The organism is Sphingomonas lacusdianchii (assembly GCF_022664395.1).
Taxonomy (GTDB): Bacteria; Pseudomonadota; Alphaproteobacteria; order Sphingomonadales; family Sphingomonadaceae; genus Sphingomonas; species Sphingomonas lacusdianchii.
The window spans coordinates 34,588-60,664 of record NZ_JAKRET010000015.1; the positions used below are offsets into that span (position 1 = coordinate 34,588).

Here is a 26,077-nt window from a genome sequence, read left to right on the forward strand (position 1 = left end):
TCAACGACGTCACGCACGCAGCGCAGCAACGTCGTTCACCACAGACTGCGGGTTTCCAAACCGAAACTCCGCCAAGTTCGCGCGATCGATCTTGCTTAACGGTGACTTGCTGTAGGTGCCCCGGACCCAGCTCTGGGTCTCCGTGTGCTTCACTCCCTGCTCGACCATCAGATCATGCGGTACAACGTACCAGTCGCCACGGTCCGGAAACGCGATCCAGATATTTCGTCCAAGATACTTCTTGTCGATTGTCCACCGGCCCTTGAGCTGCACGAGCTTCGTGTCTCCCGTCGCCTCATTGTGTAGAATGAGGTCGATGCCGTTGTCGTAGACAGGAAGGAATGCGTTGTATCCCTGGTTAAGTGCAGCGGTGACCAGCGCGTTGCGGTTTACGACCTCGATCGCGTCGCTGCTCAGCACGATCATTCGACGCGCATCAATTGGGACGGATAGGGGGCGACAACATCCTTCAGATCGTCCCAAGGCGCCGAGAGCCAGCGATCATAGTCGTCGTCGTGGAGGATCACCGGCATTGCCTTCGGGTGGACCGGGGCCACAATGGCGTTCGGCTCCGTTGTCAGGAAGCCATAGGCGTTTCCACGCTCGGTCGGCCGCCAGATGCCGGCAAAGGCGAAGATAGGTCGGCTAGGGAGGTCGAACCAATGAAGCGGCTTCTTCCCGTCCTCTCCCGGAGCACTTCCGTACTCGGAGAAGGCGGTCAGAGGCACCAGGCAGCGCCGAGCCGGCGTCGTCAGCATCGATCTCCAGAAGGACGAGCTCAAGTTCCTCACGTTGGTCACGTACTTGGTTAGCTTGGCCGATGGGTCGCGTTTGCTCGGGACCTGCGTGGGCACTCCCCACTCCATACGCTCTATTTTCCGATCCGCACCGTCCTGCACGATGACCGCACCGTAGAACGGCGTCTTCTTGCCCGTCGGGAAGACATCCCCCACGGGGAACGTCTCATCCGGCTCGTAGGGCGAGCGAATGCCGAATGTAGCGGCCACCTCGGCCTGCTTCGCCGTCAGCCTGTAGATGGGGTGATTGCGGTTCACACTCTTCGACGCGCACCGTGATCTGGGCCGGCATGGGGCCGGCAGACGCGGAGTGATGCCATGATGCAGTATGTTGGGCTTGACGTCTCGCTGGCCGAGGTGGCGATCTGTGTGGTCGATGAAGACGGAACGATAGAGTTCGAGGGCACTGCTCCGTCTGAGCCCGACGCCATAGCTGACTGGTTGCTCGAACATGACGTTCATCCCGAGAAGGTCGGGTTGGAGATCGGCGGCTTGGCGCGCTGGCTGTATTCCGAGCTGGCGGAGCGTGGGCTCCCGATGATCTGCATCGACCCGCGCCGGCTACGCGCCCTGACCAAGACGATGCCTGTGAAGACGGACCGGAACGACGCGCGCGCCATCGCCCAGGTGATCCGTGTCGGCTGGTACCGGCCGGTCCACATCAAGAGCCCGGTCGGCCAGGAGCTGCGGATGCTGCTGGCGAACCGCAAGACGCTCCTGGTCAAGTACGGCGACATTGAGAACGAAGTGCGCGGCACGCTCCGCGCCTTTGGCCTGAAGCTGTCGGGCCGAATCGCTTCGGGGCAGTTCGAACAGCGCGCCATGGAGCTGGTCGAGGATCGACCGAGGCTCGCAGCCATGGTGAGGCCCATGCTCATCGCGCGATCGGCGCTACGCGAGCAGTGCGCCGTGCTGCACAAGATGCTGCTCGATGCCGTCGCCCGCGACGACACCTGCCGGCGCCTCATGACCGTGCCGGGCGTCGGTGCCGTGACGGCCGTCACCTTCCTCGCCGTGATCGATGATCCGAGCCGCTTCCAGCACTCGCGCGATGTAGGCGCTCACCTCGGCATGACGCCGCGGAAGTATGCCAGCGGCGAGACGGATCGGAACGGCTCGATCTCCAAGACAGGCGACGCGCTGATGCGTACGACGCTCTACCAGGCATCGCTGGCGCTGCTGACGCGGTCGAAGCGGTGGTCGACGCTGAAGGCGTGGGGCATGGCTGTCGCGAAGCGGCGCGGGCTACGCAGGGCCATCGTCGCGGTCGCGCGCAAGCTGGCGATCGTCATGCACCGCATCTGGGCCGACGGCACCGAGTTCCGGTGGACGCGTGAGGAAGCCATCGCATGATGGCCTGATCTCCGCGCCACCTTCACCAGCTCCGCCGCAAGGCGGGGGCAGCCCGAGAGAACGAGGTCGAGGCGACTGCGCTGTAACCGGAGTGCCACCAGAGCCCGTCCAAGGTAGATAGCAGCCCTCGATCAGCCATCGAATGACCCATGGTGAGGCGGCTCCGCGCCGACCTCGGACACAAGCTCGAACCTCGGTAGCCCAACTTCAAACGATCCGGTCAGGCGCCCAGCCTGGTCGCGGCAAACGTCGCCTGCTTCTTTTGTAAACGGCTGGGGATTGTTGGAAAGCGGACGCCGGCGATGCTAGCTTCGAGGTATGAGACTCAGATGGCCGCTTCTACTCGTGCTTGGGGCGATCAGCGGATGCGGTGAGCCGGACTGGCAAGTCGTTGATCTGCCTTCCTCGGCTGGGGGAACATACAAGGCCCAAGCAAGGGTACTGAGCGAAGGTGCGGTTTTGCACATCGCGCGGCAGAATGAGGCTTGGGCTGATTACAATTGGCTGGCTTTGGGCCAATGCAGCAATGCCAGCTTCTTCTGGGCCGATGAACGAACTGCCATCCTTGCCTATGACAAAGCGGAACTGAGCTATTTTGTTGATGAGCCAGGGCACTGGGGAGGTGCTCATGTCCGCATCTGCAATCGTTCTACGACGGCGTGTCCGAAACCAATATCCGCGGTCGTGCGCATTCCCGGCTGTGACGATCACAGCATGTAACTTCACCCTATCTTAGAACCGGTTTTCGGACGCACGCCGTTAAGCAGCTTTCCGCTTGCGGCGGGAACCGCAATCACACAACCGATTGCACATCGGCGCCTCGCATTGTGTGCGCCGGTGGACGAACCACCGGCGCCGTCGCCTCAGAGCTTGTCCTTCAGGCCCTTGGCAGCCGTGAACGAGACCTTCTTCGAGGCGGCAATCGTCATCGCTGCACCAGTTGCGGGATTGCGGCCTTCGCGCTCCGGACGATCCTTGACCGCGAACTTGCCGAACCCAGGAATTAAGACGTCCTCGCCCTTGGCGGCTGCCCCGGCGATCTGGTCGAACACGGCAGTAATCGCTTTCTTCGCGTCCGCCTCGCTCGAGCCGGTCGCACCCGCGACGCCCTTGGCCAGTTCACCAATGTTCATGCTAGATCTACTCCGTTGACCAAAACGGCGAGACCTTAGCCATGGCGAGCGATGATACAACGACCGTCCTTACCGACCTCGACGCCACAGCCGTCCGCTTCATGGTTGAGCACCTAGACGATCAGGGCGTGCTCAAGGTGTTCGAGCTCTCCGGCGGGGAGGGGCCGGTTGCCGACCTCGCGGCAGAGCAGATGGAACGACGTAACCTGGACTACTAGCGTCGGATCCGCTCGCGCGTGATGCGCGGATCCTCGTACAAATCGCGCAGCGCGCGAAGACGGAATACATTCCACCACCGCTGCCAGCGGTGCTCAGCCGCGTCGTGCATCAAGTGGCAGCGCTGGCATAGAGCCTTTAGATTGGCCGGGGCGCTATTCCCCGGATCGTGGTCCAAATGCGCGCAGGCAAGCACCACGTAGGTCATCCGAACCGCAGCCAGCGCGAACCCACCCTTGATCGAGACGCGCTTGCCACGATCGGAACGCCAGCACTTAGCGTCAGCATCCCACCATCGACCATCGCCGAGATGGGCCACGCGGCGCAAATGCGGCCGACGGCACTGCTCGCACCGCGCACCGGCACGCTCGAACCGTACAGTCTCGGAGATCTGTTGCCAGTCGATCGGGTAGAGCCATCGATTTTCCGGGCGGATCGGCATGACGATTCTATGAGTCAGGAGCGCCCCGAACGGAAGCGCTTTTTCGCGCTTTGTTTGCGGTTCGTTGCAGCCCCGTTCTACAGCTAAGCGGTGAACCGATCCCGATCGCGCTTGACCACCAACGGGCTTTTACGGAACATAAAGGGAACGAGTAGAGTCTAGAGTCCTATGTACGCCGTTGCCGATTCCCTGCCGACCACCATAGCTCAGCTTCGCGCAGTCGCGACTCCGGCAGCCGATTTTCGCGTCATGCCGTTCGGCATCGCCGAGATCGATGATCGGCTAGGAGCGGGCGGCCTGCGCGCCGGAGCGCTACATGAGGCCGCCGCGCTGAGCGCATCGCTCGTTGACGACGCAGCCGCAACGCTCTTCCTGGCCGGCATCGCTGCGCGCGAGGCACGGGCGGCAGGCGGCCCAGTGTTATGGGCGAGCTGCCGCAGTGACCTGTACGCACCGGGGTTGTCGCAGGCCGGTCTTACGGCTGCCAACGTCATCTTCGCGCGCCCGCAAGACGATGCAGCCCTTCTCGCCGTGATTGAGGATGCCGTGCGAGATGGAACGCCGTCCGCGATCGTTGGGGAGGTGAGCAGGGTGTCTATGGTTGCCACCCGTCGCCTGCAGCTTGTGGCCGCAGAAGCCGACATGCCGGTGCTGCTACTCCGTCGTCCCCGCGCGCGCGACCAGGATCCGCTTGCCGAGCCGTCGGCCGCGTGGACACGCTGGCGGATCGGCTCCGCGCCTTCGGCGCGGCTGAGCGTCGCGGGTGTAGGAAGGGCGAGATGGTCCGTCGGATTGGCACGGCAGCGTGGTGGTGAGTCCTTCTCCCTGATTGTGGAGGGCAGCGATGAGACGGGTCGTCTCGCTGTTCCTGCCGAACTTGGCCATCGAGCGGCTGAGACGGTTGGAACGGCCCGCTACGCGGTTGCCTGAGCGACCAGCTCTCCAGCTGCCGGTGGACGATGATCCGGGTGCCTGTTCGGTGCCGCGGCGGGGAGGGTGGCGACCTGGTGCTCGATGGGCGCGTGAGGGAACGCCGACACGTGGCGACGTTGAGGCTCAGATTGCAGCCCTGCCGGCCCACGCACAGCCACCGATGCGCGAGCTCGAGCGGCGATCGGAGGCGGCCAGTCATCCCTTCCGCGGCGCAACGTCGACCAGGAGCCTCACTGCCAGCTCGGCAGGGCAGGTCGGGCACGCGCCGCTGGCGCTCATTGGTAAGGTGGGCCGGCACGAGGAGGTGGTAGCGGCTTGTACCGGGGCGCAAGCGCTCGGCATTCATCCGGGAATGGCCGCGACCCATGCCCGCGCGCTGGTCTCGGATCTCGACTTCCGCCCGGCGGAGCCGGAGGTAGATGGGGCGCTGCTGGACCGACTGGCGCTACTCGCGGTGCGGCGCTGGTCGCCAATTGCCGCCGTGTCACCTCCGGATGGCCTGTGGATCGACCTCTCAGGCTGTGCCCACCTCCATGGCGGCGAGGAGCGCTTCTGCCGGCGTCTTCTCGCGTTCTGCCGGCGAGCTGGTTTCACCGCGCGCGTTGCCGTGGCGGACACGGCAGGGGCTGCACATGCCTTGGCGCGGTTCGGCAAGGAGGACTTGGTGCGCGTCGAGGCGCGCGCGACTGCCGACGCGCTTGCACCGCTCCCGATCGCAGCGCTTCGCCTGGCACCGACAGCTCTGGCCGCAGCGCGGAAGTTCGGCTTTGACCGTATCGCGGATCTACTGCCCGTCGCACGCGGCCCGTTGGCGCGCCGCCTTGGGCTACCGGCGATCACACGTCTCGATCAAGCGCTCGGCGCTATCGCGGAGCCGATTACGCCCCGAGATGACCCAGAGGTGCCAATCGCCGAACGTCGCCTGCTGGAGCCGATTGGCACGGCCGAAGCGATCGAACAGGTTATGGCCGACCTCTTGGGTGACCTCGCGCAGGTACTGCAGGCGAAGGGGTTGGGAGCACGGTCGCTACGACTGACCGGTCTCCGCGTCGACGGCAGCGAACAGGTCGTAACGGTTGGCACCTCTCGGCCGACGCGCGAGGTTCCGCACCTGTTGCGCCTGCTGAAGCTCAGAATCGAGCGCATCGATCCCGGCATGGGGATTGAGCAATTCCGTCTGGTTGCGCCTCATACCGAGCCGCTGGATGCCGTCGACCTCGGCGCGGTCCTCGCCGGCGAAACGCTAGTGCGCGATCCGTCGCGCCTGGTCGATGTCATTGCCGGCCGTATCGGCGTCCGGTCGGTCTTTCGGCTCGCACCGGTCGAAAGCCATGTGCCGGAGCGAGCCGTCGCCCACTCCGACCCAAACCAAATGCCGGGGGATTGGCCGTCTTGGCAACGCCCCATTCGGCTATTTGCCCGCCCAGAGCCGCTGTCGCGCGTCATGGCGCTGATGCCCGATCAGCCGCCCCGCCGATTCGAGTGGCGAGGCAGGACCTACAAGGTGGTTGCCGGCGACGGGCCGGAGCGGGTCCACGGCGAGTGGTGGCGGCGGGAAGCGGAAGTGTGGGCCGTTCGCGACTATTACCGCGTCGAGGACGATCAAGGTGGCCGATATTGGGTATTCCGCCGCGGCGACGGCTTTGAAGACGACACCGGCGATCTCAGCTGGTGGATGCACGGGGTCTTCGGATGACCCACTATGTCGAGCTGCAGGTGCTCACCCACTTCTCGCTGCTCCGCGGTGCATCGTCGCCCGAGGAGCTATTCTCGGCCGCGGCGCTGCTCGGCTATCCCGCGATCGGCGTCAGCGACATTGGCACGGTCGGCGGTGTCGTGCGCGCGTGGGAGGCGCAGAAGACCACCGGCGTCCGCTCGATCGCGGGAACGCGCGTGGATCTGTCGTGCGGCCGGCGCCTGCTGCTTTATCCGACCGATCGACCCGCCTGGTCGCGGATCACGCGCCTGCTCACCGTCGGTAAGAAGCGGGCAGGGAAGGGCGGGTGCCTCCTCCACTGGCATGACCTGCAACCGTGGTCCGAGGGCGTCATCGCCATCCTGCTGCCCAACGAGGCGGACGAGGAGAACCTGGCGGCGCTGAAAGACCTCAAGGCGATCTACGGGCGCCGCGGATACATGGCGCTGTTCCAGCGTCGCCGGCCGGGAGATGCGGTCCGCATCGATGCGCTCGCGCGGCAGGCGGGCGGCGCTGGCGTGCGCGCCGTTGTCACCGGCGATGTGCTCTACCATGCGCCCGAGGCGCGCCTCCTGCAGGACGTGGTCACTGCGGTACGCGAGAAATGCACCGTCGACGAGCTCGGCTACCGCCGTGAGGTCAACGCCGATCGCGCGCTCAAGTCGCCAGACGAGATGGTCCGCCGCTTCCGCGCCTACCCCGACGCGCTACAGGCGAGCGTCGACATCGCCAAGCTCTGCACCTTCGACCTTGGCGAGCTCGCCTATCAGTACCCACACGAGCGCCTGATCGAGGGGCTGACGGCGCAGGAAACCTTGCAGAAGCTGGCGACCGAGGCAGTCGAGCGGATGTTCGATGGCGACGTGCCGGAGGCCTACACCACACAGATCGCGCATGAGATGCGGCTGATTGGCGAGCTTGGCTACGCGCCGTACTTCCTCACCGTCTATGCGATCGTGCGTGAGGCACGCCGGCGCGGGATCCTGTGCCAGGGCCGCGGCTCGGCCGCCAACAGCTGCGTGTGCTTCGTGCTTGGCGTCACCTCGATCGACCCGATCAAGCACGAGCTGCTATTCGAGCGCTTCGTGTCGGGCGAGCGGCGCGAGCCCCCCGATATCGACGTCGACTTCGAGCATGAGCGCCGCGAGGAGATCATCCAGTGGATCTACGAGACCTACGGGCGTGATCGCGCGGCGCTGACGGCAGTCGTGACCCGCTACCGCGCACGTGGCGCGGTGCGTGACGTCGGCAAGGCGCTCGGCCTGCCCGAGGATTTGACCTCCTCGCTGGCGGGACTGGTGTGGGGCTGGTCGGCCGAGGGTGTCGGCGAGAAGCAGGTGGAGGAGCTGAACCTCGACATCGCTGACCGCCGCCTCCGCCTCACCCTCGACCTCGCCCGCAAGCTGATCGGCGTGCCGCGCCATATGTCGCAGCACCCGGGCGGCTTCGTGCTGACGCATGACCGCCTAGACGATCTGGTGCCGATCGAGCCCGCCGCCATGGAGGACCGCTCCATCATTGAGTGGGACAAGGACGACATAGATGCATTGCGGATGATGAAGGTGGACGTCCTCGCCTTGGGCATGCTCGGTTGCATGAACCGCGCTTTCAACATGCTCGAGCAGGCCAAGGGCATCCGGGTCGGTCTGGCTGACCTGCAGGATGACGACCCCGACGTTTATGCCATGATCCAGAAGGCCGACACGCTCGGCACCTTCCAGATCGAGAGCCGCGCGCAGATGAGCATGCTGCCGCGCATGAAGCCGCGGCGCTTCTACGACTTGGTCATCCAAGTCGCGATCGTGCGGCCGGGTCCGATCCAGGGCGACATGGTCCACCCCTACCTTCGCCGGCGCGAGGGCCTGGAGCGTCCCGAGTACCCGCGGCCCGAGCTGCGCGCGGTGCTGGAGAAGACGCTCGGCGTCCCGCTATTCCAGGAGCAGGCGATGAAGGTCGCGATCGTCGGCGCTGGCTTCACCCCGGCAGAGGCGGACCAGCTGCGCCGCGCCATGGCGACCTTCAAGTTCACAGGGGGCGTCTCTCACTTCAGCGAGAAGCTGATCGAGGGCATGGTCCAGCGTGGCTATCCACGCGAGTTTGCCGAGCGCACCTTCCGCCAGCTCGAGGGCTTCGGCTCCTACGGCTTCCCTGAGAGCCACGCCGCCAGTTTCGCCAAGATCTCTTACGCCTCGTCGTGGATGAAACATCATCATCCCGACGTGTTCTGCGCCGCGCTCATGAACGCGCAGCCGATGGGATTCTACGCGCCAGCGCAGATCGTTCGCGACGCGCGCGAGCATGGCGTCGAGGTCCGACCGCCCTGCGTCAACGCGAGCCGCTGGGACTGTACGCTTGAACCGACCGGCGGGCGTTACCTCGCCGTCCGGCTCGGCCTCCGGCAAATCCGCGGGCTGTCGAACGCAGACGGCGCCAAGATCGTCGCCGCGCGCAGAACCACGGCTTACGAGAGCGTGGAGGACGTTTGGCGCCGCTCTGGCGCGCAGCGCGCCTCTATCGAGAAGCTGGCGGACGGCGACGTCTTCCACAGCTTCGGCGCGGATCGCCGGCAGGGGCTCTGGAAGGTTAGGGGGCTCGGCGAGGCGCCGCTGCCGCTCTTCGCAGCCGCGGATCGGGCGGCCGAGACGCATAGCGCCGAGGGGATCGAGCCCGAGGTGGCACTTCGCGCACTCACCGACGGCCGCGAGGTGATCGAGGACTATCGCAACCTGCAGCTGTCGCTCCGCGCCCACCCGCTGTCGTTCGTGCGCGACGAGCTGACCCGCCGCGGCGTCGCGCGCTGCGCGGATCTCGCGGGCATCCGAGACGGCCGCCACGTCGAGGTCGCCGGCATCATCCTCGTCCGCCAGAAGCCCGGATCGGCGAAGGGTGTGCTGTTCATAACTCTCGAGGACGAGACGGGGATCGCCAACGGCATCATCTGGCCCGACCGTTTTGAGGCGCAACGCCGGACGGTCATGTCCGCCTCCATGGTCGGCCTAAAGGGCCGGGTGCAGAAGGAAGGCGAGGTCATCCACGTCATCTGTGATCGCATCGTCGATCATGGCGACCTGCTACACCGCGTGGGAGAGATGTCGTTTCCGCACAGGACCGGTCGAGGCGACGCCGCCCAGCATCCCGGTGCGCCCGACCAGAGGCACAAGGCCTGGAGCCCCGAGCCTCGTGACTGCTACTGGCTACCCCATGCCGAGGGCCGAGATCCAGAGAGCGTCGTGCGCTTCAAGTCGCATGACTTCCACTGACCATGCGCCCCCTGCCGCGGCATCAGCGCGTCGTCATCGCGCTCTCGGTGCATATCCTTCGGTCGGGCGTCGCTCGGGCGTCCGAGGCGAGGTTAGACTGCGTTGAGGTACGCCTCGCTCTTCGGTGTCTGCTCCCGCACTGTCCGGAGCGTTGGCCGCTCGAGTTGTTTTGGGACGCTGCCGCCCAGGAAAACGAGATCGGGAGAGCTCAAGGGGTGACGGCAGCATTCAACGGCATTGTGCGTCAGCTTCGGAAAGCCGGCCGGTATGAAGACGTTTCACCGCTGTGAGCACCCGGCTGCGAGGGAAGCGCTATCCTGGGGTTGTGCATCGAGGTGCACGCTTTCTGCCAAGGCTTAATCTCAGGCGCTACCAGAGAGGCGCATGCTCCCACTGCCCGGGCCGGGCGAGACGGAGATAATTCCCGCCTCTGGTCGTTTACGAAGGGTCTCGCTGGAGCTATCTATAAGCCATGGCATCGATCTTGACCCTTGGGCAGCAGCGACAGGCCGGTTCGGCCGCCCGCAAGGTCGGCGGATATGATGAGCTTGTCCGCCTTGAGATTGAGCGGCGACAGGCGCAAGGCAAAGGCCAGCTCGCCCGCGACGGTGCGACTGGCCGTTTCATCTTCAAGCCGACAAAGACTCCGGCCCGGTAAGGCATGAGCCTAACGCTCGGCCTGCTGGCGAGCGTTCTCGTCCTCCTGCCCGGCTTGGTTGTCCTGGCCGCCTTCAACTATCGAACGCGGCGCGGAGGCGCGCGACGCCCCGAATTGCCGTTAACGGCGGTTAGCGCGCTGGTCATGGCTACGCTGTTCTCCATGCTTGTCCATGGTGGCGCCTTCCTGCTCAGCAGCCTTGCGATCGACTTCGTAGTCGCGGTCCATGACAAGGTGCCGTCCGTCGACTTTGGGCCAGTAATCCAAAATCCGATTGCTGCTTTCTTCGCGGCCGTTGAGGGGACCGCCATGCCGTTTAGTGCCGCGCTGGGTCTAGCGGTGGTGCTATTTCTGGAGGCGATAGCGGTCGCGAACTTCATAATGAGCGACCTGTTCGACCTTGCTTTCGAGAGAGTTGACTTCAACGGTCAGGGCTGGATTTTCGAGCATGTCACGCGTCCAGCAGAGAATGGCTACACGCCCGTCGGTCATGTCTTCACCTCGACAATGAGCGGGAAGTTCGGGATTGCCTACAAGGGTGCGATCGTCGAGGTCCGGCAAGGGGACAAGGGCGAGATCCTGTCGATAGCTCTAGCCCGCCCCGAACGGTTCCTATACGAATTGGGCTCGCTCCAGGGTGAGCCCGGCGGGTGGTGGCGTCGCAATCGGTTTGGGGACGATGCGGAGCAGAGCGGAATCCGCCATCACGCTAAAGATTATACCGGCGGGATTGTGGCGCTGGAGGCCCGGGTCATCAACAACATCGTCGTACACAGCGTCGCGAACAGCTTACTTGCGGAAATTGATCAGACCGTGCCAGCTGATACTACTCAGAGGGTACAACCGTGAGTGGCGCCATCCACGCGATGGCCTATAGCCTCGGTGCCGTTCTCAGCATTCTTCTCTTTATCGGCTCGATTGCAGCTTTGCTTGTGTCGGTAGGGAGCTTCACACGTGACCTGTGGGCGCTACCGCTCCTTTACGAACTGCGCCGAAGGGAGGTCTTCTGGATCGGCATTGTCGTCGGTTCAGTTATCTTTTCTGGAACCTTGTGGACCTTCGGCCTGCGCCATCCCACCGTGCCGCTCTTTGTTTTGCTGGCGGTAGGGCCTTGGATTACCGTCAAGCTCACTCGTCTGTTTGCCTGGTACACCGACGCCTCGGAAACCCGGGCAGCGGCGCTCGAGGTCCGCGTTGCGGAAGCCCTGCGCCTTGATGAGACCCTACCCACGATCGGCCAGCGTTGGCCTTGGGCGAGCTACCTATGCGACGTCGAACGCGCACGCCGGCGAACGCGCTACGAACCACCTCCCATCTGAGTGCAACCACAAGCGGCAACCGGGAACGAGTCTGCGGTGCAAGCGATTCTTTCCGGTGAAGCGCCCTCGATCGTCACGCCGGGAAGAGCTGAATGCCTGTCCCGTGGTCGCTCCGGATCTCCCGGACGAGGCGATGCACTTCATCACCTGCCCTGAGTGCGGGCAGGCGGTCGATTGCCGCAATCTCGGCGACGTGCTCCACCATGACGAGCCGGGCCATGACCCGTTGCCGCCGAATGCTCGCAGCGGCCCGCCTCTTGCTTTCGTCGAGCCTATGCTTCCAACGCTGGTCGAGATCGCGCCGGACGGCGAGGATTGGATCCACGAAATCAAATATGACGGCTATCGAACGCAGTTGGTGATCGACGGACCCGAGATCCGCGCCTTCACGCGGAATGGCCAGGATTGGTCAGAGCGCTACACGCCCCTCGTCGCCGCTGCCGGCGCCCTCTCCTGCCAACGGGCGATCATCGATGGCGAATTGATCGTGCAAGATGATGCGGGGCGCAGTGATTTCGACGCGCTACGATCCGCCATCGGCCGAGATCCCGACCGTCTCGTTTTTATGGCGTTCGACGCTCTCCACCTCGACGGCACCGACCTTCGGCCGCTCGCTGTCGAGCAGCGCAGAGAGCGGCTTGAGAAAGTCATTGGCGATTTCGATCCTACAAGCCCGATCCATTTCAGCGCTGACGTTCGAGGAGGCGGCCGGGCGTTCTTCGACGCCGTTGATGGAATGGGACTGGAAGGGATTGTCTCCAAAAGGCGCGGAACCCGCTACCAGAGCGGCCGCACCCGCAACTGGCTCAAGATCAAGGCGTGGACCGTAGAGGAGTTCATCGTAGTCGGCACCGAAGCCACGCCGGGAGAGCCGGTGTCTGCCCTCCTGGCGCGGGAAACCGGTGAGGGCTTGGAATATGCGGGGGGGGCCGCTGTGACGCTGCCGACGGACAGCCGCGAGGTCTTCTACGCTGCGGCCGAGCAGCTCGCTCGTGATCGGCCGCTGTCCGGTATGCCTCGCTCGAAAAAGGCTCGTTGGATCGAGCCGCTCATGCGCGTTCGCGTCCGCCATCTGAAGGGAAGCGACAAGGGAGCCGGTGAGAGAAGGCCCGAAAACGTACGCTAACGGTTCTCGCCCGGTCGCGGCACGCGTAGAGGCCTGAATCGCTCGCGCGGGCGGTCGATCTCGCTCCAGAGATAGTCGCCGGTGAGCCCGACATGCTCCCAGCCGAGCGGGGCGACATGGGCGAGCAGCTCGTCGGAAACGTCGACGCCGGTTCGGCGGAGATGCTGGACGGCGCGGTCCAGATAGACCGTGTTCCACAACGTCACCGCGGCCGTGACCAGCGTCAGCCCGGACGCGCGGTGCCGCTGGTTCTCGAACGTGCGATCCCGGAGTTCGCCCAGGCGATTGAAGAAGATGGCGCGCGCGAGCGCGTTCCGGGCCTCGCCCTTGTTCAGGATCGAGCCGGTGCGGCGTCGCTGCTCGGGATCATCGAACCAGTCGAGCATGAACAGGGTTCGCTCGACACGGCCGATCTCGCGTAAGCTCCGGGCGACCGGGTTCTGGCGTGGGTAGCCCGCCAGCTTGCGCAGCATGGCGGACGCGCTCACCGTGCCCGCCTTGATCGAGGCGGCGAGCCGGATCGTCTCGTCCCAGTTCTCCTCGATCGCACGGACATTGACCGGGCCCGCGACGAGCGGCCGGAGCGTGGGCCAGGCGTCGAGCGCTGTCATGCCATAGAGCCTACGTTCGTTCAGGTCGCGGATGCGCGGCGCGAACCGGAAGCCGAGCAGGTGACACAGCCCGAACACATGGTCGACGGCTCCGGCCGTGTCTGTCGCATGCTCGCGAATGACGAGCTCGCTCTCGTGGTCGAGCAGGCCGTCGATGACGTGGGCGGCCTCGCCGGCGTTCGCGGCGATGACCTTGGTGTGGAACGGCGTGAACCGGTCGGAGACGTGCGTGTAGAACAGCACGCCCGGCTCCGAGCCGTAGCGCGCGTTGTGGTCGGCGCGCGCCTCGCCGCGACCGCCCGCCCGGAAGAACTGGCCGTCGGAGGACGATGTGTCGCCGGGGCCCCATACCGCCCCGAGCGGATGCGCGGTGTGCGTATCGACGATGGCGGCGAGCGCCGACAGGTAGGTCTCGTCGCGGACGTGCCACTCGGCCGTCCAGCGCAGGCGGGCGAGCGTCAGCCCGCGCGAACTCTCGGCCATGCGGCCGAGCCCGAGGTTGGTCGCGTCGGCGAGGATGGTGCCCATCAGCGCGGATTGGTCGGCCGCGGGCTCACCGCTACGCGCATGGACGAAGCGGTCGGCAAACCCCGACCAGGCCGCGACCTCGACCAAGAGGTCCGTCACGCGGATGCGCGGGAGGAGCGCGTAGAGACGCGCCTTCAGCTCCTCCGCCTCGTCGGGCACGGAGCGTCGCAGCGGCGAGATGGTAAGCTCGCCGCCCGCGATCGCGACGTCGACGAGTTCGCCGGCCGCGGCCGCGCGCTCTACCTCGTCCATGCGCCGGGTGAGCAAGGCGCGGCGCTCGTCGTGCCAGTCCTGGAACATGGGCGTGACCGCCAGCCCAAGCTGGCCGTCGTCGCGCAGCCCGGCGAATGCTGCCCATGGCAGCAGATAGTCGTCGAGCGTGCGGTAGGCGCGGCTCCCGTCGACCCAGACGCTCCCCGACGCGAGCCGCTCGCGTAGGTGGACGATGACGGCTATCTCGTAGGCGCGACGGTCGATCCCCGCTCCTGCGGGAAACACCACCCTGCGCCAGCGCGGTTTCAGGAATGTGGTCGGCACGCGCTTCGGCAGCACGGAGCGGCCGTCCCGGTACATGCGCCTGAGCGCGTCCACGGCACCGAGCAGCGGGTCGCCCGGCCTGGCGGCGCGGAAGACGAAGGCGGCCAGGAAGGTGGGCGCGAATTTGCGCACGGCCGGATAGCGCTCGACCACCTCCTCCAGACCGTCGTCGCCCGCGCGGGTCAGCTCCTCCGCGGACCGGACGCTGCGCTCGAGCTGATCCCAGCCGATACGGTCGGCGACCGCCCGCAACGGGTCGCGGCCGGTCGTGCGAGCGTCGATCAGGAGGCGGCCGAGCCGGGCATGGACCCGCGCCATGTCCTTCAGTAGCCGGGCCTGGCCGAGCAGCCGTTCCGAGCGGGTCCGGTCCGCGCGTCGGAACAGCGAGCCGACCAGCTTCTCGACCATGACCAGCGCGGCGTCCGTCAGGGCCGCGTCCATCTCGATCGCGAACGCGACCAGCGTCGCCAGCCGTCGGCGTCGCTCGAGGCGGCGTAGGTGCTGCGCGGTGACGATGCCGGCGACGCGCGCGATCACGGCATAGCGGGCACCATGAATGCGCCGCGCGCGGTCCGGCTCGATGCCCAGCGCACGGACCCGGTCCAGCCGCTCGACCAGCGCCTTCAGGTTGGACGCGCTCGGCGCTTCCGACCAGTCGCGGATCCAGCCGAGGCCCGTCCGGCCCCGCTCGCCCGGGTCGATCAGCTCGCCGAGGCCCGACTCCTGCTCGGCCGTACAGTCGCGGATCAGGCCGGCATAGGCAGTGCGCCTCGCCTGGGCGCGGGCGATCAGGGCGACGCGCTCCAGGGTGGAGGCCGCGGGCACCACCACCCGCGTCAGGCGCAGGCGCTCGACCATGGCAGCGACGATCGGAGCGCCGCGGTCGGTCGAGGTGGCGATCTCGATCCCGACCGCCAGCATGGCGCGCAGGTCCGCGCGCTCGAACGCTCGCAGCCCAAGTAGCGCCTCGATCTCGGCGCGGTGCTCGCGCAGGGTGGGTGCCCGGTCGGCATAGCCGGTAAAGTCGGCCGAGCTGCTGCCTAGCTGCTCGCACAGGGCGGCCAGCATGACGGCGGGCGGCTGCTCATCAGGGGCCAGCGCTCGACCCGGATGGCGAAGGTAGCATAGCTGGACCGCGTAGCCGATCCGGTTGGCGCCGCGGCGTCGCCTGCCGATCTGGGCAAGTTCCTCGGGTCCGAGCGTGTATAGCCGCTCGACCGTCTCGCGATCGGCAGGCGGGTCGAAGATCGCGGCGCGCTGCCCCGGCGAGAGTATCGTCTTGGTCGACATCGCCCCGGCTCCCCGCACCCGTCAGATATCGTTCCGTTCAGGATGTTCGCGGAGCATAGACAGGAACACGGGTTAAGTGACAAAGAAGCGGCTCGGTGGCGAGCAACGCGGCGTTGTCACCTATACGGACGAATATGTGACGACGCTGATCGGCTATGCCCGGGTTTCGAAGACGGACGGCAGCCAGGTTCACGACCTGCAGCGCGACGCGCTCGTGGGCGCGGGCGTCGCGGCCGAGCACATCTACGAGGACAGCGTTTCGGGGCGGCGCGACCAGCGGCCCGGGCTCGACGCCTGCCTGAAGGCGCTCAGGGTCGGCGACACGCTGATGGTGTGGAAGCTCGACCGGCTCGGCCGCGATCTGCGCCATCTCGTCAACCTCGTCGGCGATCTCACAAAGCGCGGCGTCGGGCTGAAGGTGCTCGCTGGCGAAGGTGCGTCGATCGACACCACGACCGCGAACGGCCGTCTCGTGTTCGCGATCTTTGCTGGGTTGGCGGAGTTCGAGCGCGAGCTCATCATCGAGCGCACGCACGCGGGTCTGGCGTCCGCCCGGGCGCGCGGCCGTCATGGCGGGCGGCCGTTCAAGATGACGGCCGCGAAGCTTCGGCTCGCTCAGGCCGCAATGGGCAAGCCTGAAACCAAAGTAGGCGAGCTCTGCGCCGAGCTGGGTGTCACAAGGCAGACCCTCTACCGACACGTCACCCCCGATGGGCGGATCAGGCCGGACGGCGAAAAGCTTCTGGCGCGACGCTCCACATCCGACCGGCCTCAATCCAGAAAAACCGGCGTCGCCGCCACCAACTCGGAAAAATCCTGATGACCGACAAGCTGATGGATCGAGCCGCCATGCCGAACGCGCGCATCATCGACGGCGATGCGGAGCGGATCGACGCCGAGCTCGCCGGGGTGGATGTTGGCACCGACCCGTTCGTCGCCGCGGTGCGCGCGACGCGCATGCCGATGATCATCACCAACCCCCGGCTCGACGACAACCCGGTGGTGTTCGCCAACGACGCCTTCTGCCGCCTGTCGGGCTATGCGCGCGAGGAGATTCTTGGGCGGAACTGCCGCTTCCTCCAAGGGCCGGACACCGATCCGGAGACCAAGGCGCGCGTCCGCGCCGCGGTGCAGGCGGAGCGCTCAGTCGAGTGCGACATCCGCAACTACCGCAAGGACGGCGAGCCGTTCTGGAACCGGCTGCTTCTGGCGCCGGTGAGGGATTTGGAAGGCAACCTCGCCTACTTCTTTGCCAGCCAGGTCGACGTTACGCTCGAGCGTGAGCGATTGGCGGACCTGGAGAGCAGCAACGCCGCGCTGATCGCCGAGCTCGCGGGCAAGCTGCGCGAGCAGCAGGCCAACGAGGACGAACTGCGCTTCACGCTGGAGGCCGGGCGATTTGGCGCCTGGAGCCTGGACCTCACTTCCAACGAGCTGACCACCTCGGCGACGTGTCGCGAGAACTTCGGCCGGAGCCCGGACGAGCCGTTCAGCTACGCCGAGCTGCTGGAGGCCGTGCATCCGGATGACCGGGCTCGGATGCGAGACGCGGTTGCCGCGAGCGTCGAGAACCGGACCGATTATGACATCGAGTACCGGGCGGTGACGCCGGAGGGCCGGGTCCGCTGGGTCGCGATCCGGGCGCGGCCTACCTACACCGACGACGGCGTGCCGACCCGCATGGCGGGCGTGTCGCTCGACATCACCGAGCGGATGCGCGCCGACCGGATGCGTCGCGGCCTGGTCGAGCTGTCGGACGCGTTCCGCGATCTCGACGACAGCGCCGACATCTCGTTCACCGCTGGCCGCATACTGGGCGAGGCGCTCGACGTCGACCGCGCGGGCTACGGCACGGTCGACCCGGACGCGGAGACGATCACCATCGAGCGCGACTGGAACGCGCCCGGCATCCAGAGCCTCGCCGGCACGCTCAACTTCCGCGAGTACGGCTCCTACATCGAGGATCTGGTCCGCGGCGACACGGTGGTCGTCGAGGATGCCGATCGCGATCCGCGCACCGCTCCGACCGCCCACGCGCTCAAGGCCATCGCCGCCCACTCCTTCATCAACATGCCCGTCGTTGAGCAGGGCCGCACCGTGGCGCTGTTCTACCTTAATCACGGCAGCGCCCGCAGCTGGTCCGAGGACGAGGCGACGTTCCTTCGCGAGGTCGCCGACCGCACCCGGGTCGCTGTCGAGCGGCGCCGAGCGGAGCTGGCGTTGCGCGCGCTCAACGAGACGCTGGAAGCGCGTGTGGAGGAGCGCACCCGTCAGCTCGTCCAGGCGGAGGACGCGCTTAGACAGTCGCAGAAGATGGAGGCGGTCGGCCAACTCACCGGTGGCCTGGCGCACGACTTCAACAACATGCTCACCGGCATCAGCGGCAGCCTGGAGATGATGCAGGTCCGCATCGCGCAAGGCAGGTACGACGCGATCGACCGGTACTCGAACGCCGCGCAGGGCGCGGTCAGGCGCGCGGCCGCGCTCACGCACCGGTTGCTCGCCTTCTCGCGTCGCCAGACGCTCGACCCCAAGCCCACCAACGTCAACCGGCTGGTGGTTGGGATGGAGGAGCTGGTCAGGCGCACGGTCGGCCCGTCCGTCCATCTGGAGGTGGTGGAGGCGAGCAGCCTGTGGGCGACCTGCGTCGATCCGCACCAGCTCGAGAATGCGCTCCTCAACCTGTGCATCAACGCGCGCGACGCCATGCCCGATGGCGGCCGGCTGACGATCGAGACGGCCAACAAGTGGTTCGACGACCGCTCCGCGGCCGAGCAGGACCTGTCGCCCGGCCAGTACGTGTCGCTGTGCGTCTCCGACACCGGCACCGGCATGACCCGCGACGTGATCGCCAAGGCGTTCGACCCGTTCTTCACCACCAAGCCGCTCGGCGAGGGCACCGGGCTCGGGCTGTCGATGATCTACGGCTTCGCGCGCCAGTCGGGCGGACAGGTCCGCATCTACTCCGAAGTGGGCCAGGGCACGACCATGTGCCTCTACCTGCCCCGATACGACGGCGAAACCGTCGCGGAGGCACATGACGGCCCGACGACGCTGGAGGTGCCCTCAAGCGACGGCGAGGTGGTCCTGGTCATCGACGACGAACCGACCATCCGCATGCTGGTGGGCGAGGTGCTGGCGGAGGGAGGATATTCCACCATTGAGGCGTCGGACGGGCCGTCGGGCCTGCGCATCCTGCAATCCGACGCCCGCATCGATCTGCTGATCACCGACGTCGGCCTGCCTGGCGGCCTGAACGGGCGCCAGGTCGCCGACGCCGCGCGGCTCGTCCGGCCGAACCTGAAAATCCTGTTCATAACCGGCTATGCGGAGAACGCCGTCGTCGGCAACGGCCAGCTCGACCGCGACATGTCCATCGTCACCAAGCCGTTCCAGATGGAGACGCTGGCGCGCAAGATCCGGGAAGCGCTGGTCGGTTGACGACCTGTCGCGCCGGCTTCCGTGACGACCGGCTTCAGGCTACATTTTCAGCCTTCTCTCCCCGGGCTCTAGTTAGACGCGGGATTCACCGGCGAGCAGCTTTCGCGCGTGCTCCACAAGGCGATCACAGAGCCAAGAAGAGGGATGCCAGGTCTTAACAAGGTTAAGATTTCGAAATATGTATCGTTTCTGAACGGGGACATGGAGGAAGGCCATGACCAAGGACGATATCATCTACTTTCAACGTCGCGCCCAAGCCGAATTGGAGCTGGCGCGACAGGCGACCAAACCGGAAGTGGTGGCGGCGCATCATCAGCTCGCCGAAGCCTATCTCGACCGCATCGCTTCGGGAGCACCCGCAAGGCAGAACGAACATGCTTGAGGAGGTCAGGTCTGCCACCAGGGCATCGCATCCACGTTCGCCCGAAGCAACGCTGCTGGGAACGCGATTAGCCGCTTCGCCCTTTCTGTCGAGCGAGGAGCGGCACGCGCTTGAGAGCATCACGCTTCCTCCGAGGTCGATTGCAGCCTATAAGGACTTGTTGCGGCAGTGCGAGCCTGCCCACCACGTCGAGATTCTGATCGAGGGGTGGGCCTGCCGCTACAAGACGACGCGGGAGGGTCACCGTCAGATCGTGGCATTGCTGATCCCCGGTGACGTCGCGAACCTAGATACGTCGCTATTCACGCGATCGAATTATTCGGCGCGGACGCTCACAGCGGCAAAGACCATTTCCGTCGCACGAGATCGCATCTCTTCCCTTGCAGAGCAGCACATCGGCATCGCCAAGACGTTGGCGTGGCTCGCGATGCGTGAGAATGCGATTCTAAGCCAATGGGCGCTGTGCCTTGGGCGGTTATCGGCCAGGCAGCGGCTGGCGCACCTGTTATGCGAGCTGAGCGTGCGGCTCGGAAATGCGGTCGAGACGGAGAGCCGCTTCGAGCTGCCGCTGACGCAAGAGCAGATCGCCGACATGCTGGGGCTGACCGCGGTTCACGTCAATCGCATGGTCCAACAGCTCCGCGCCGGGGGACTGATCGATACGCATGGGCGGGCAATGACGATTACCGACATGGCCGCGCTTCGACGGATCGGCGAGTTCGACCCCGCCTATCTGCATGATCAACGGGCGTGAGTGGGAGCTACCAGACCGGAGTAGCCGGCGTGACGAACGACAATCTCAACTATTGCCCGGCGTGCCCCTGAGGAGACCGAGGCAGCCTCGGCGCACGCCTGCTCGCGACAGAATATGAGGCTCAGGTTGGCGAGCTGCGCGGGCTTACTTAGGCTTGTCCGAAGCTGACGATCCGATGGCCTAAGCGTACGTTTTCGGGCTTCCTCTCACCGGTCCCCGACAAGGTGCGTCACGCGTCCCTCGTCGACGTGACGGAGCTCTGCGGGGTCCGGCGCTAACCTGCTTTCAGAACGCGATCACGACCGCCTGTCGAGCCGGCTGAGCCGTGGGCGTGCGGGTAAGGAATACCTCATTCCAGCTGGCTTCGTTATGGCGTCGTCGGACCAACCAAGCCCGCTAGCCACTTGGCGATAACTGGCTGGATGAAGCCTGTCGCGGCTTGGGTAACTGGAAAGCTGCACGACGCTGTCGCGACGGGAATACGCGAGCGCGGTCACAACTGCAGCAGCCTTCCGGTTGTACGGGGCAAGCCATGTGACGTGTCCGGCGACGAGCCGCCCCCGAAGCGCAGACAGATTTTGCATCAGCCGCGGATTGTCGGGGTCGTTCGACCCGACGGCAATAACTGCCCGTCCCGCGATAGCGCCGGCAGGCTGGGCCTGAAGCACGCGCGCCGAGGATGCGCCGACCTTGGCCTGCACTTCGCATCGGATACCCTGGGCCGCCAAAGCCGCCGCTGTACCAACGCCCGTGCTATCGCCAACGATCAGGCAGAACGGGATCATCCGTGACCTACCGCGAACAGCACGATGGCCAGCGACATGACGAACAGGGAGAGCCACACGGCGATCTGGCCATAGATGTGGAGAACGAGACCGACCCAGGAATAGCGCCTCCGCAGGAGGATGCCGCTGCCGACGGCCACGAAGAAGGCGACGGTTGTGGGCATCGTGATCGAGGGCGAGCGGCTGAGCGAGGCTTCCGCCAACGGCATCAGGCCGATCGCCATCACCAGCATCCAGGAAAAGCCAAAGAGGGCGTGATTGCCCGCTTCAACGGCGATCTGCTTAGGCCCGTTTGAGGTTGTCATATCGCTCCCCTCGTGCGATCATGACGGCGGAGGCGTCTGCCATGATCGACCAGCAGTTCTACTATGCCACCAAGGACAGCCCGATGGGGCCGATGTACGTCATGGAGGACGATGGCGTAGCCACGCCCGATCATGTCTATCGGGACGCAGATGGCAAGCCCACCCGTGGCGGTATGATCGGCCAGGGTATCACCACGGTGATCCTGCTCGCCGGCTTCGCCTACTGCTGGTTTGCCATCTAGCACGATCATTCCCGAAGCTTCGGATCATGGAAGAAGCCGTGGTTCAGTCCGTCGGTGACTTCCGACTGAACCTGAGCACCGCCTTGGACGTACCCACCACGCATCACCCGCTGGGTTTCCTGCTCGGCTTCTAGATTATCCTTGCCCACGGAAATGCGCGCTCGCGCGGCGTCTCCGTTGGGCAATGCAGGCGCCGCAGGAAGGCCATTGAGGCCATGCGGGTGATAACGCGCGGCAACATCCGCCTCGGTCGATACAGGCGGAGGCGCGACCTGCACCAGGTCTGGGGTCTCAAGACGATCCGAAACCTGATCGTAGATAGCCTGCCGACGTTCTGCGAGGAACTGAGAGACCATAGCATCACGGGTCTGCCGCTGCTGCGCCGTGAGCGACACTTCGTGCAGAGCAGGGGCGTTGAGACCGGGGTGCTCGCGAGCTTCTTGGCGATACCAATCGGCGAGCTCCTGGCTGAGATTGACGCTCATCTGCATGCCGTTGTTCTCGGCGAAGTTCGCATCATTGGTCAGTTGCTCGGCGAGCTCATGAAGCTTTCGAGCACGCTGCTCGTGCACATAGGCGCGAGCACGCGCGTCTTCCTGGCTGACTGACGAGGTCGAATCCGATGACGACCGCGAGAACGTCGAGCTACGGCTAAAGGTGCTCGAGGACGTCCCAGCGCTGTCTCCGTTGGAATGTTCGTCGCGAGAGCCGGTGTTCTGGCTGCTGCTATAATCGTCAGACCGGGAACGATCGGTGTTGTGGGTAAGGCCGTCGCGCTGGCTGCCGGTCCAAGATACACCGCCTTTGATCTGCGGAATGGGCAGTGCACCCAGCGCGCGACCGACGCGACCCTTCGGCGTTCCGCCCACCTGGCCATCGCCAGATCCGCCGCTCCCCACTCCTCCGCCGATACTGATCCCGCCTTGGGTAAGACGAACGGTCTCGGCACCACGGCTGTGGCTATCGGATACCCGCTGGCTCTGGCCGGTCGACGAGCGCTCTTCCGTCCCGGATGAGGTCGAGCCGGTGTTCCGGTCGAAGGTCTCCAGCGACGTGCCGGTCTGTCCACCCTGTCCAATCTCGAAACCCGAGGACATGCTCGTCGAGCGTCCGAAGGAGCTGCGATCGGTATGCGTCGTCGTGAGAGAGGCCGCGGCTGCTTCTTCCTCGCTACGGGCTGCTCGCTCGACCAAGCTGGCCTGCTGCCGCATCTCGGCGACATAGCCGCTGGTCATCGTTGGTTGCATCGGCAGACGCGAGATCGCTCCCGTCGTGTCCGTCACTACGGCCCCGCTCGCCTTGTAGCTGTTGATGGCGCCGTTACCCTCATGGACATTGAAGCTGTTTGCGCCGGTCGTGTACGACGACAGATCCGACCAAGCGTTGCTCTGACGCATGTTCGACGTCGAGTTCGCGAAGCTGGTGTTGCCATAGGAGTAGTTGCCCGTCGTCTGCTCCAGCGCCGCGGCCTCGGCCGCGTTCTGCGCCGGGGCAAGGATCGACGTCGCTTGACCCGAGATCCCCATCGCGCCGCGAGCCAAGCCGCCCGCGATGAAGGGCACGCTCATGAGCATGAACCCGGCGATCGTGGCGGTCTCCGCGTTGACCGCCCCAATGCCGGCGACGGTCCCGAGACTTAGACCACCATCCGACATGCTCGCCGATGCGGCCGTGGCCCGCGTCATGCAGATCATGTGGAGGATGACGTACAACGGACCCCATGCCGCCAAGTAGAAGAAGCCGGTAAGATAACCCTTCAAAGCTCCCACGCCGGTTTGGGGCATCAGGAACAGAGGGAAGATCACCGGGAACATGGCGTAGAAGACGACCGTCAGGACGATGTTGAGGATCGGCACCCACGACATCGCCTGTTGCGCGATCGAGTTGTAGGTGTTCCGCGCCTGGATGTCCGCGCGGGTGGTCGCGAAGGTATCGATCGAGGCGCCCCCTGGACCACCGGCCATGCCGTCGCGGGCCTGCATGAAGGCATTGATGGCCGTATTCTGGCGCATCGTCGCAACGTAGTCGCTGCTCGCGTTCGTGAACGCCTGGTTCGCGATCGGAACGTCCTGCTTCAGCTTGGCGACGGCTTCCGCCGTTGTCAGCTTAGGATAGGTCTTCTTCGCCCAGTCAGCGGTCTCTGCCTCGATCTGAGCTGGCCACCTGTTGGAAAGATACTCGTAGGCGTTTCGACACGTCACGATGCTGCTGGTGATCGCTCCGCCCGACTTGTCGATCCACGGCTGCGCCCGAGCGGCCGAGCCGGGGCCAAGGTCCGTCCAAAGGTCCTTCGACTTAGCGAGGTCGGTCAACGACTTCTGGTAGAGCAGTATATCCCCGAAGACGCAGTTTTTCATGTGCGCTTCGAGATTGGCCGCGAACTCGGCATCGTGAATGTAAAAGTTGCGGGTCGCGTCAAAGAGCCGCGAGCCATAGATCATGCCGTTGGTGGTGTAGCTGAGCTGGCTCGGCATCACGAACACGGTTTCGGCCGTGCGGGTCAGCCAGTCACCGACTTGGCTCGTGAAGCTCGCGATCACCCCTAGACCGAGTGGGACATTCGCTACCGTCGCCGGCGCGAGAGAGGGGTTCACCCGGTCCGTCACCTTGATGGTGACGGTCGGCACCATGAGGCACATGTAGATCAGGGTCGCGCCGATGAACCAGTTCATCCAGACACGAAAGTTCATCGTGAAGGCAACCGCCAGAAGCGAGTAGATGAGCCCGAGGACCATCACGACCTTGATGAGGGACTTGTACCCTCCGCCACCCGTCCACGCCGCTACGGCGTTGAAGGTGTTGACGATATATTCGCCGCCGCCAATCGTGAAGACCTCGAGCATGATCCCGTTCCCCGCTTAGTTGAGGCCCTGCGCGTTCAACCCGCGTGAAAAGTTGAGCGCTGCGGCCATACCCGGCGACATCGTGTTCTGGAGGGTGGACTCGACCTGTACCGACCGGTTGATGAGCGCGATCGTCGCGGTCAGCGTGTTCTTCAGCTTGATATCGCGCTGGCTGTATTTGTTGCGCGCTTCGGCAAGCTGACGGCGCCACGTCTCGGCCGTCGCCTGATCCGCCGGCTGGAAGTGGACCTCGGCCTGGCTCACGCGATCGAGCATGTTCTCGATCATCGAGCTCAGGAGGTTCACCGCCACGATCTCGGCTAGCACGTCGATCTCACCGTCCCCGAAGTTCTGGTGAGCCATCGCCTGGACGGCGAGCATCTTGTAGAGCGGCACCGACGTCATGTTGAGTAGCTGCTGCTCGGCCGAGTCCAGCGCCGCGTCGGTGCGGATCTTGTCGTTCATCGAGACGATCATCGCACGGACCCGAGGACGGAGCGCCACGTTGGTCGGGATGGAGAGATTGGCCTCAGTCACGTTGAGGCACTGATCGTCCGTGTCGCAAGTCAGGACCTTCGCCGTGTTACCGGTCTGGGTGCCATCGAGAAGCGCCGTGACGACCGCGTCTTCCGCCGGCCCGAGGTACTGGATCGAGGCACCGCCGCCCGCGCCGTTCGGGTTGGTGATAACGGTCCCGACCACGGTCATCAGGTATTCGGAGAAGCCCTTGTCGAACGACCCGAACTTGTTGGACCGCTTGATGGCCTGCCAGGTGTAGTTGCGAGGGGCGAGCGGGATCTGATCGTCCATCTTCGCGTCGGTGTTGCCGGCAAGGACGCTGTCGATCTGGCCATCGGGACCGCACCCCTGCCGCGAGCGCGCCCAGTCAGAGAACACACCCTGGCTGTTGCCGACCGCCGCGCAAATAGTCGACCGAGCGCCCTGCACCTTCGGCCACACCGAGCCAACCAGCCCCTGCGCCGCTTCGCACGACGAGATGTTCATCTGGTTCATCTGTTGCGCGGCTTGCGCAAACTCGCTCATCACCTTGCCGATCTCCGGCGAGACGCTGTCGATTGCGAGCTTGAAGGCAAAGCCAAGCGCGTTGTTGGCGGTTGCCTTCAGGAGGGCGACCATCTCAGAGGCGTTGATGAACGAGAAAGATCCGGAGAACAGGTCGATGCCGCCGCAACCTGCCCGGGCACTCGGCAGCTGTAGGTTGAACGGCTGAACGCTCTTCTGCGGGAAACGCGTCCAGATGTTGCCGCCGGAGTAATAGCCCGCCGCCTGACCTTGGTAGGCGGTCGGCCCAGTGACGTTTGCAGCGCCGCCGGACTCGTTGAAGAACGAGTTCATCTGGCCTGCCACGTCCGCTCGCGCGACACCGACCGGAACCATGCTGGCCGCCCCGAGCGTCATGGCTCCG

Annotated in this window: 24 protein-coding genes; 15 read left to right on the forward strand and 9 right to left on the reverse strand. The window is 65.3% G+C overall.

Annotation, left to right across the window (positions count from 1 at the left end; all coding sequences use genetic code 11):
- Window positions 1-9: 9 nt before the first annotated feature.
- Window positions 10-426, reverse strand: coding sequence for a hypothetical protein (locus tag MF607_RS17670; RefSeq protein WP_242121251.1), 417 nt, complete (start codon window positions 424-426; stop codon window positions 10-12).
- A complete protein-coding gene (locus tag MF607_RS17675) occupies window positions 423-1,259 on the reverse strand; it encodes an SOS response-associated peptidase (RefSeq protein WP_242121252.1) in 837 nt (278 codons plus the stop codon). Before MF607_RS17675 ends, MF607_RS17670 begins: the two co-directional genes overlap by 4 nt.
- Between MF607_RS17675 and MF607_RS17680 the strand changes: the two genes are divergently transcribed.
- Together MF607_RS17680 and MF607_RS17685 are read left to right on the forward strand one after the other, a co-directional pair.
- The gene (locus MF607_RS17680; RefSeq protein WP_242121254.1) at window positions 1,167-2,150 is read left to right on the forward strand and encodes an IS110 family RNA-guided transposase; all 984 of its coding nucleotides are present in this window, start codon (window positions 1,167-1,169) and stop codon (window positions 2,148-2,150) included. The genes MF607_RS17675 and MF607_RS17680 overlap by 93 nt on opposite strands.
- A 318-nt stretch (window positions 2,151-2,468) precedes the next feature.
- Window positions 2,469-2,870 carry a hypothetical protein gene (locus tag MF607_RS17685; RefSeq protein ID WP_242121257.1) on the forward strand — a complete coding sequence of 134 codons (402 nt, stop codon included), beginning with the start codon at window positions 2,469-2,471 and terminating at the stop codon, window positions 2,868-2,870.
- A gap of 143 nt (window positions 2,871-3,013) precedes the next feature.
- Here the strand turns inward: MF607_RS17685 and MF607_RS17690 are convergent, their stop codons facing one another.
- Complete coding sequence (locus MF607_RS17690; RefSeq protein ID WP_242121259.1) at window positions 3,014-3,283, reverse strand: HU family DNA-binding protein; 270 nt, start codon at window positions 3,281-3,283, stop codon at window positions 3,014-3,016.
- 41 nt (window positions 3,284-3,324) lie between these two features.
- On the opposite strand from MF607_RS17690, the gene MF607_RS17695 reads away from it, so the two are divergent.
- A complete protein-coding gene (locus MF607_RS17695; protein ID WP_242121261.1) occupies window positions 3,325-3,501 on the forward strand; it encodes a hypothetical protein in 177 nt (58 codons plus the stop codon).
- Here the strand turns inward: MF607_RS17695 and MF607_RS17700 are convergent.
- Window positions 3,498-3,941, reverse strand: a complete 444-nt coding sequence (locus tag MF607_RS17700; protein WP_242121264.1) for a hypothetical protein — start codon at window positions 3,939-3,941, stop codon at window positions 3,498-3,500. The genes MF607_RS17695 and MF607_RS17700 overlap by 4 nt on opposite strands.
- Window positions 3,942-4,190: 249 nt before the next feature.
- On the opposite strand from MF607_RS17700, the gene MF607_RS17705 reads away from it, so the two are divergent.
- The 7 genes from MF607_RS17705 to MF607_RS17735 all read left to right on the forward strand — a co-directional run bounded on the left by MF607_RS17705 (window position 4,191) and on the right by MF607_RS17735 (window position 12,933).
- Window positions 4,191-4,871, forward strand: coding sequence for an ImuA family protein (locus MF607_RS17705; protein ID WP_242121266.1), 681 nt, complete (start codon window positions 4,191-4,193; stop codon window positions 4,869-4,871).
- A gap of 163 nt (window positions 4,872-5,034) precedes the next feature.
- A complete protein-coding gene (locus MF607_RS17710) occupies window positions 5,035-6,570 on the forward strand; it encodes a DNA polymerase Y family protein (protein ID WP_242121269.1) in 1,536 nt (511 codons plus the stop codon).
- Window positions 6,567-9,830: an error-prone DNA polymerase gene (locus MF607_RS17715; protein ID WP_242121271.1), complete on the forward strand. Its 3,264-nt coding sequence runs from the start codon at window positions 6,567-6,569 to the stop codon at window positions 9,828-9,830. Before MF607_RS17710 ends, MF607_RS17715 begins: the two co-directional genes overlap by 4 nt.
- 472 nt (window positions 9,831-10,302) lie before the next feature.
- Window positions 10,303-10,488, forward strand: coding sequence for a hypothetical protein (locus MF607_RS17720; protein ID WP_242121273.1), 186 nt, complete (start codon window positions 10,303-10,305; stop codon window positions 10,486-10,488).
- Window positions 10,489-10,491: 3 nt separating this feature from the next.
- Entirely contained in the window at window positions 10,492-11,337 is an 846-nt protein-coding gene (locus MF607_RS17725) for a hypothetical protein (protein ID WP_242121275.1), read from the forward strand.
- A gap of 17 nt (window positions 11,338-11,354) precedes the next feature.
- Entirely contained in the window at window positions 11,355-11,807 is a 453-nt protein-coding gene (locus MF607_RS17730; protein ID WP_242121277.1) for a hypothetical protein, read from the forward strand.
- Window positions 11,808-11,940: 133 nt separating this feature from the next.
- Window positions 11,941-12,933: an ATP-dependent DNA ligase gene (locus MF607_RS17735; protein ID WP_242121279.1), complete on the forward strand. Its 993-nt coding sequence runs from the start codon at window positions 11,941-11,943 to the stop codon at window positions 12,931-12,933.
- Here MF607_RS17735 and MF607_RS17740 read toward each other — a convergent pair.
- Window positions 12,930-15,899: a Tn3 family transposase gene (locus tag MF607_RS17740; RefSeq protein ID WP_242121280.1), complete on the reverse strand. Its 2,970-nt coding sequence runs from the start codon at window positions 15,897-15,899 to the stop codon at window positions 12,930-12,932. The two genes, MF607_RS17735 and MF607_RS17740, sit on opposite strands and share 4 nt — an antisense overlap.
- Window positions 15,900-16,035: 136 nt before the next feature.
- On the opposite strand from MF607_RS17740, the gene MF607_RS17745 reads away from it, so the two are divergent.
- The 4 genes from MF607_RS17745 (at window position 16,036) to MF607_RS17760 (ending at window position 20,476) form a co-directional block, all read left to right on the forward strand.
- Entirely contained in the window at window positions 16,036-16,719 is a 684-nt protein-coding gene (locus tag MF607_RS17745) for a recombinase family protein (RefSeq protein ID WP_242121393.1), read from the forward strand.
- Entirely contained in the window at window positions 16,719-19,340 is a 2,622-nt protein-coding gene (locus MF607_RS17750; RefSeq protein ID WP_242121282.1) for a PAS domain-containing protein, read from the forward strand. The genes MF607_RS17745 and MF607_RS17750 overlap by 1 nt, the downstream gene beginning before the upstream one ends.
- Before the next feature lie 214 nt (window positions 19,341-19,554).
- Entirely contained in the window at window positions 19,555-19,722 is a 168-nt protein-coding gene (locus MF607_RS17755) for a hypothetical protein (RefSeq protein WP_242121285.1), read from the forward strand.
- Complete coding sequence (locus MF607_RS17760) at window positions 19,715-20,476, forward strand: Crp/Fnr family transcriptional regulator (RefSeq protein WP_242121287.1); 762 nt, start codon at window positions 19,715-19,717, stop codon at window positions 20,474-20,476. Before MF607_RS17755 ends, MF607_RS17760 begins: the two co-directional genes overlap by 8 nt.
- Before the next feature lie 296 nt (window positions 20,477-20,772).
- Here MF607_RS17760 and MF607_RS17765 read toward each other — a convergent pair whose 3' ends face one another.
- Together MF607_RS17765 and MF607_RS17770 are read right to left on the reverse strand one after the other, a co-directional pair.
- The gene (locus tag MF607_RS17765; protein WP_242121289.1) at window positions 20,773-21,261 is read right to left on the reverse strand and encodes a hypothetical protein; all 489 of its coding nucleotides are present in this window, start codon (window positions 21,259-21,261) and stop codon (window positions 20,773-20,775) included.
- Window positions 21,258-21,566, reverse strand: a complete 309-nt coding sequence (locus MF607_RS17770; protein WP_242121290.1) for a hypothetical protein — start codon at window positions 21,564-21,566, stop codon at window positions 21,258-21,260. Before MF607_RS17770 ends, MF607_RS17765 begins: the two co-directional genes overlap by 4 nt.
- Before the next feature lie 41 nt (window positions 21,567-21,607).
- Between MF607_RS17770 and MF607_RS17775 the strand changes: the two genes are divergently transcribed.
- Window positions 21,608-21,808, forward strand: coding sequence for a hypothetical protein (locus MF607_RS17775; protein ID WP_242121292.1), 201 nt, complete (start codon window positions 21,608-21,610; stop codon window positions 21,806-21,808).
- 5 nt (window positions 21,809-21,813) lie between these two features.
- On the opposite strand, the gene MF607_RS17780 is transcribed toward MF607_RS17775, so the two are convergent.
- Both MF607_RS17780 and MF607_RS17785 read right to left on the reverse strand, forming a co-directional pair.
- Window positions 21,814-24,651: a conjugal transfer protein TraG N-terminal domain-containing protein gene (locus tag MF607_RS17780; protein WP_242121294.1), complete on the reverse strand. Its 2,838-nt coding sequence runs from the start codon at window positions 24,649-24,651 to the stop codon at window positions 21,814-21,816.
- A 15-nt stretch (window positions 24,652-24,666) separates the two neighbouring features.
- On the reverse strand, window positions 24,667-26,070 hold the full coding sequence (locus MF607_RS17785; RefSeq protein WP_242121296.1) for a conjugal transfer protein TraH: 1,404 nt from the start codon (window positions 26,068-26,070) through the stop codon (window positions 24,667-24,669).
- Between the last annotated feature and the right edge of the window lie 7 nt (window positions 26,071-26,077).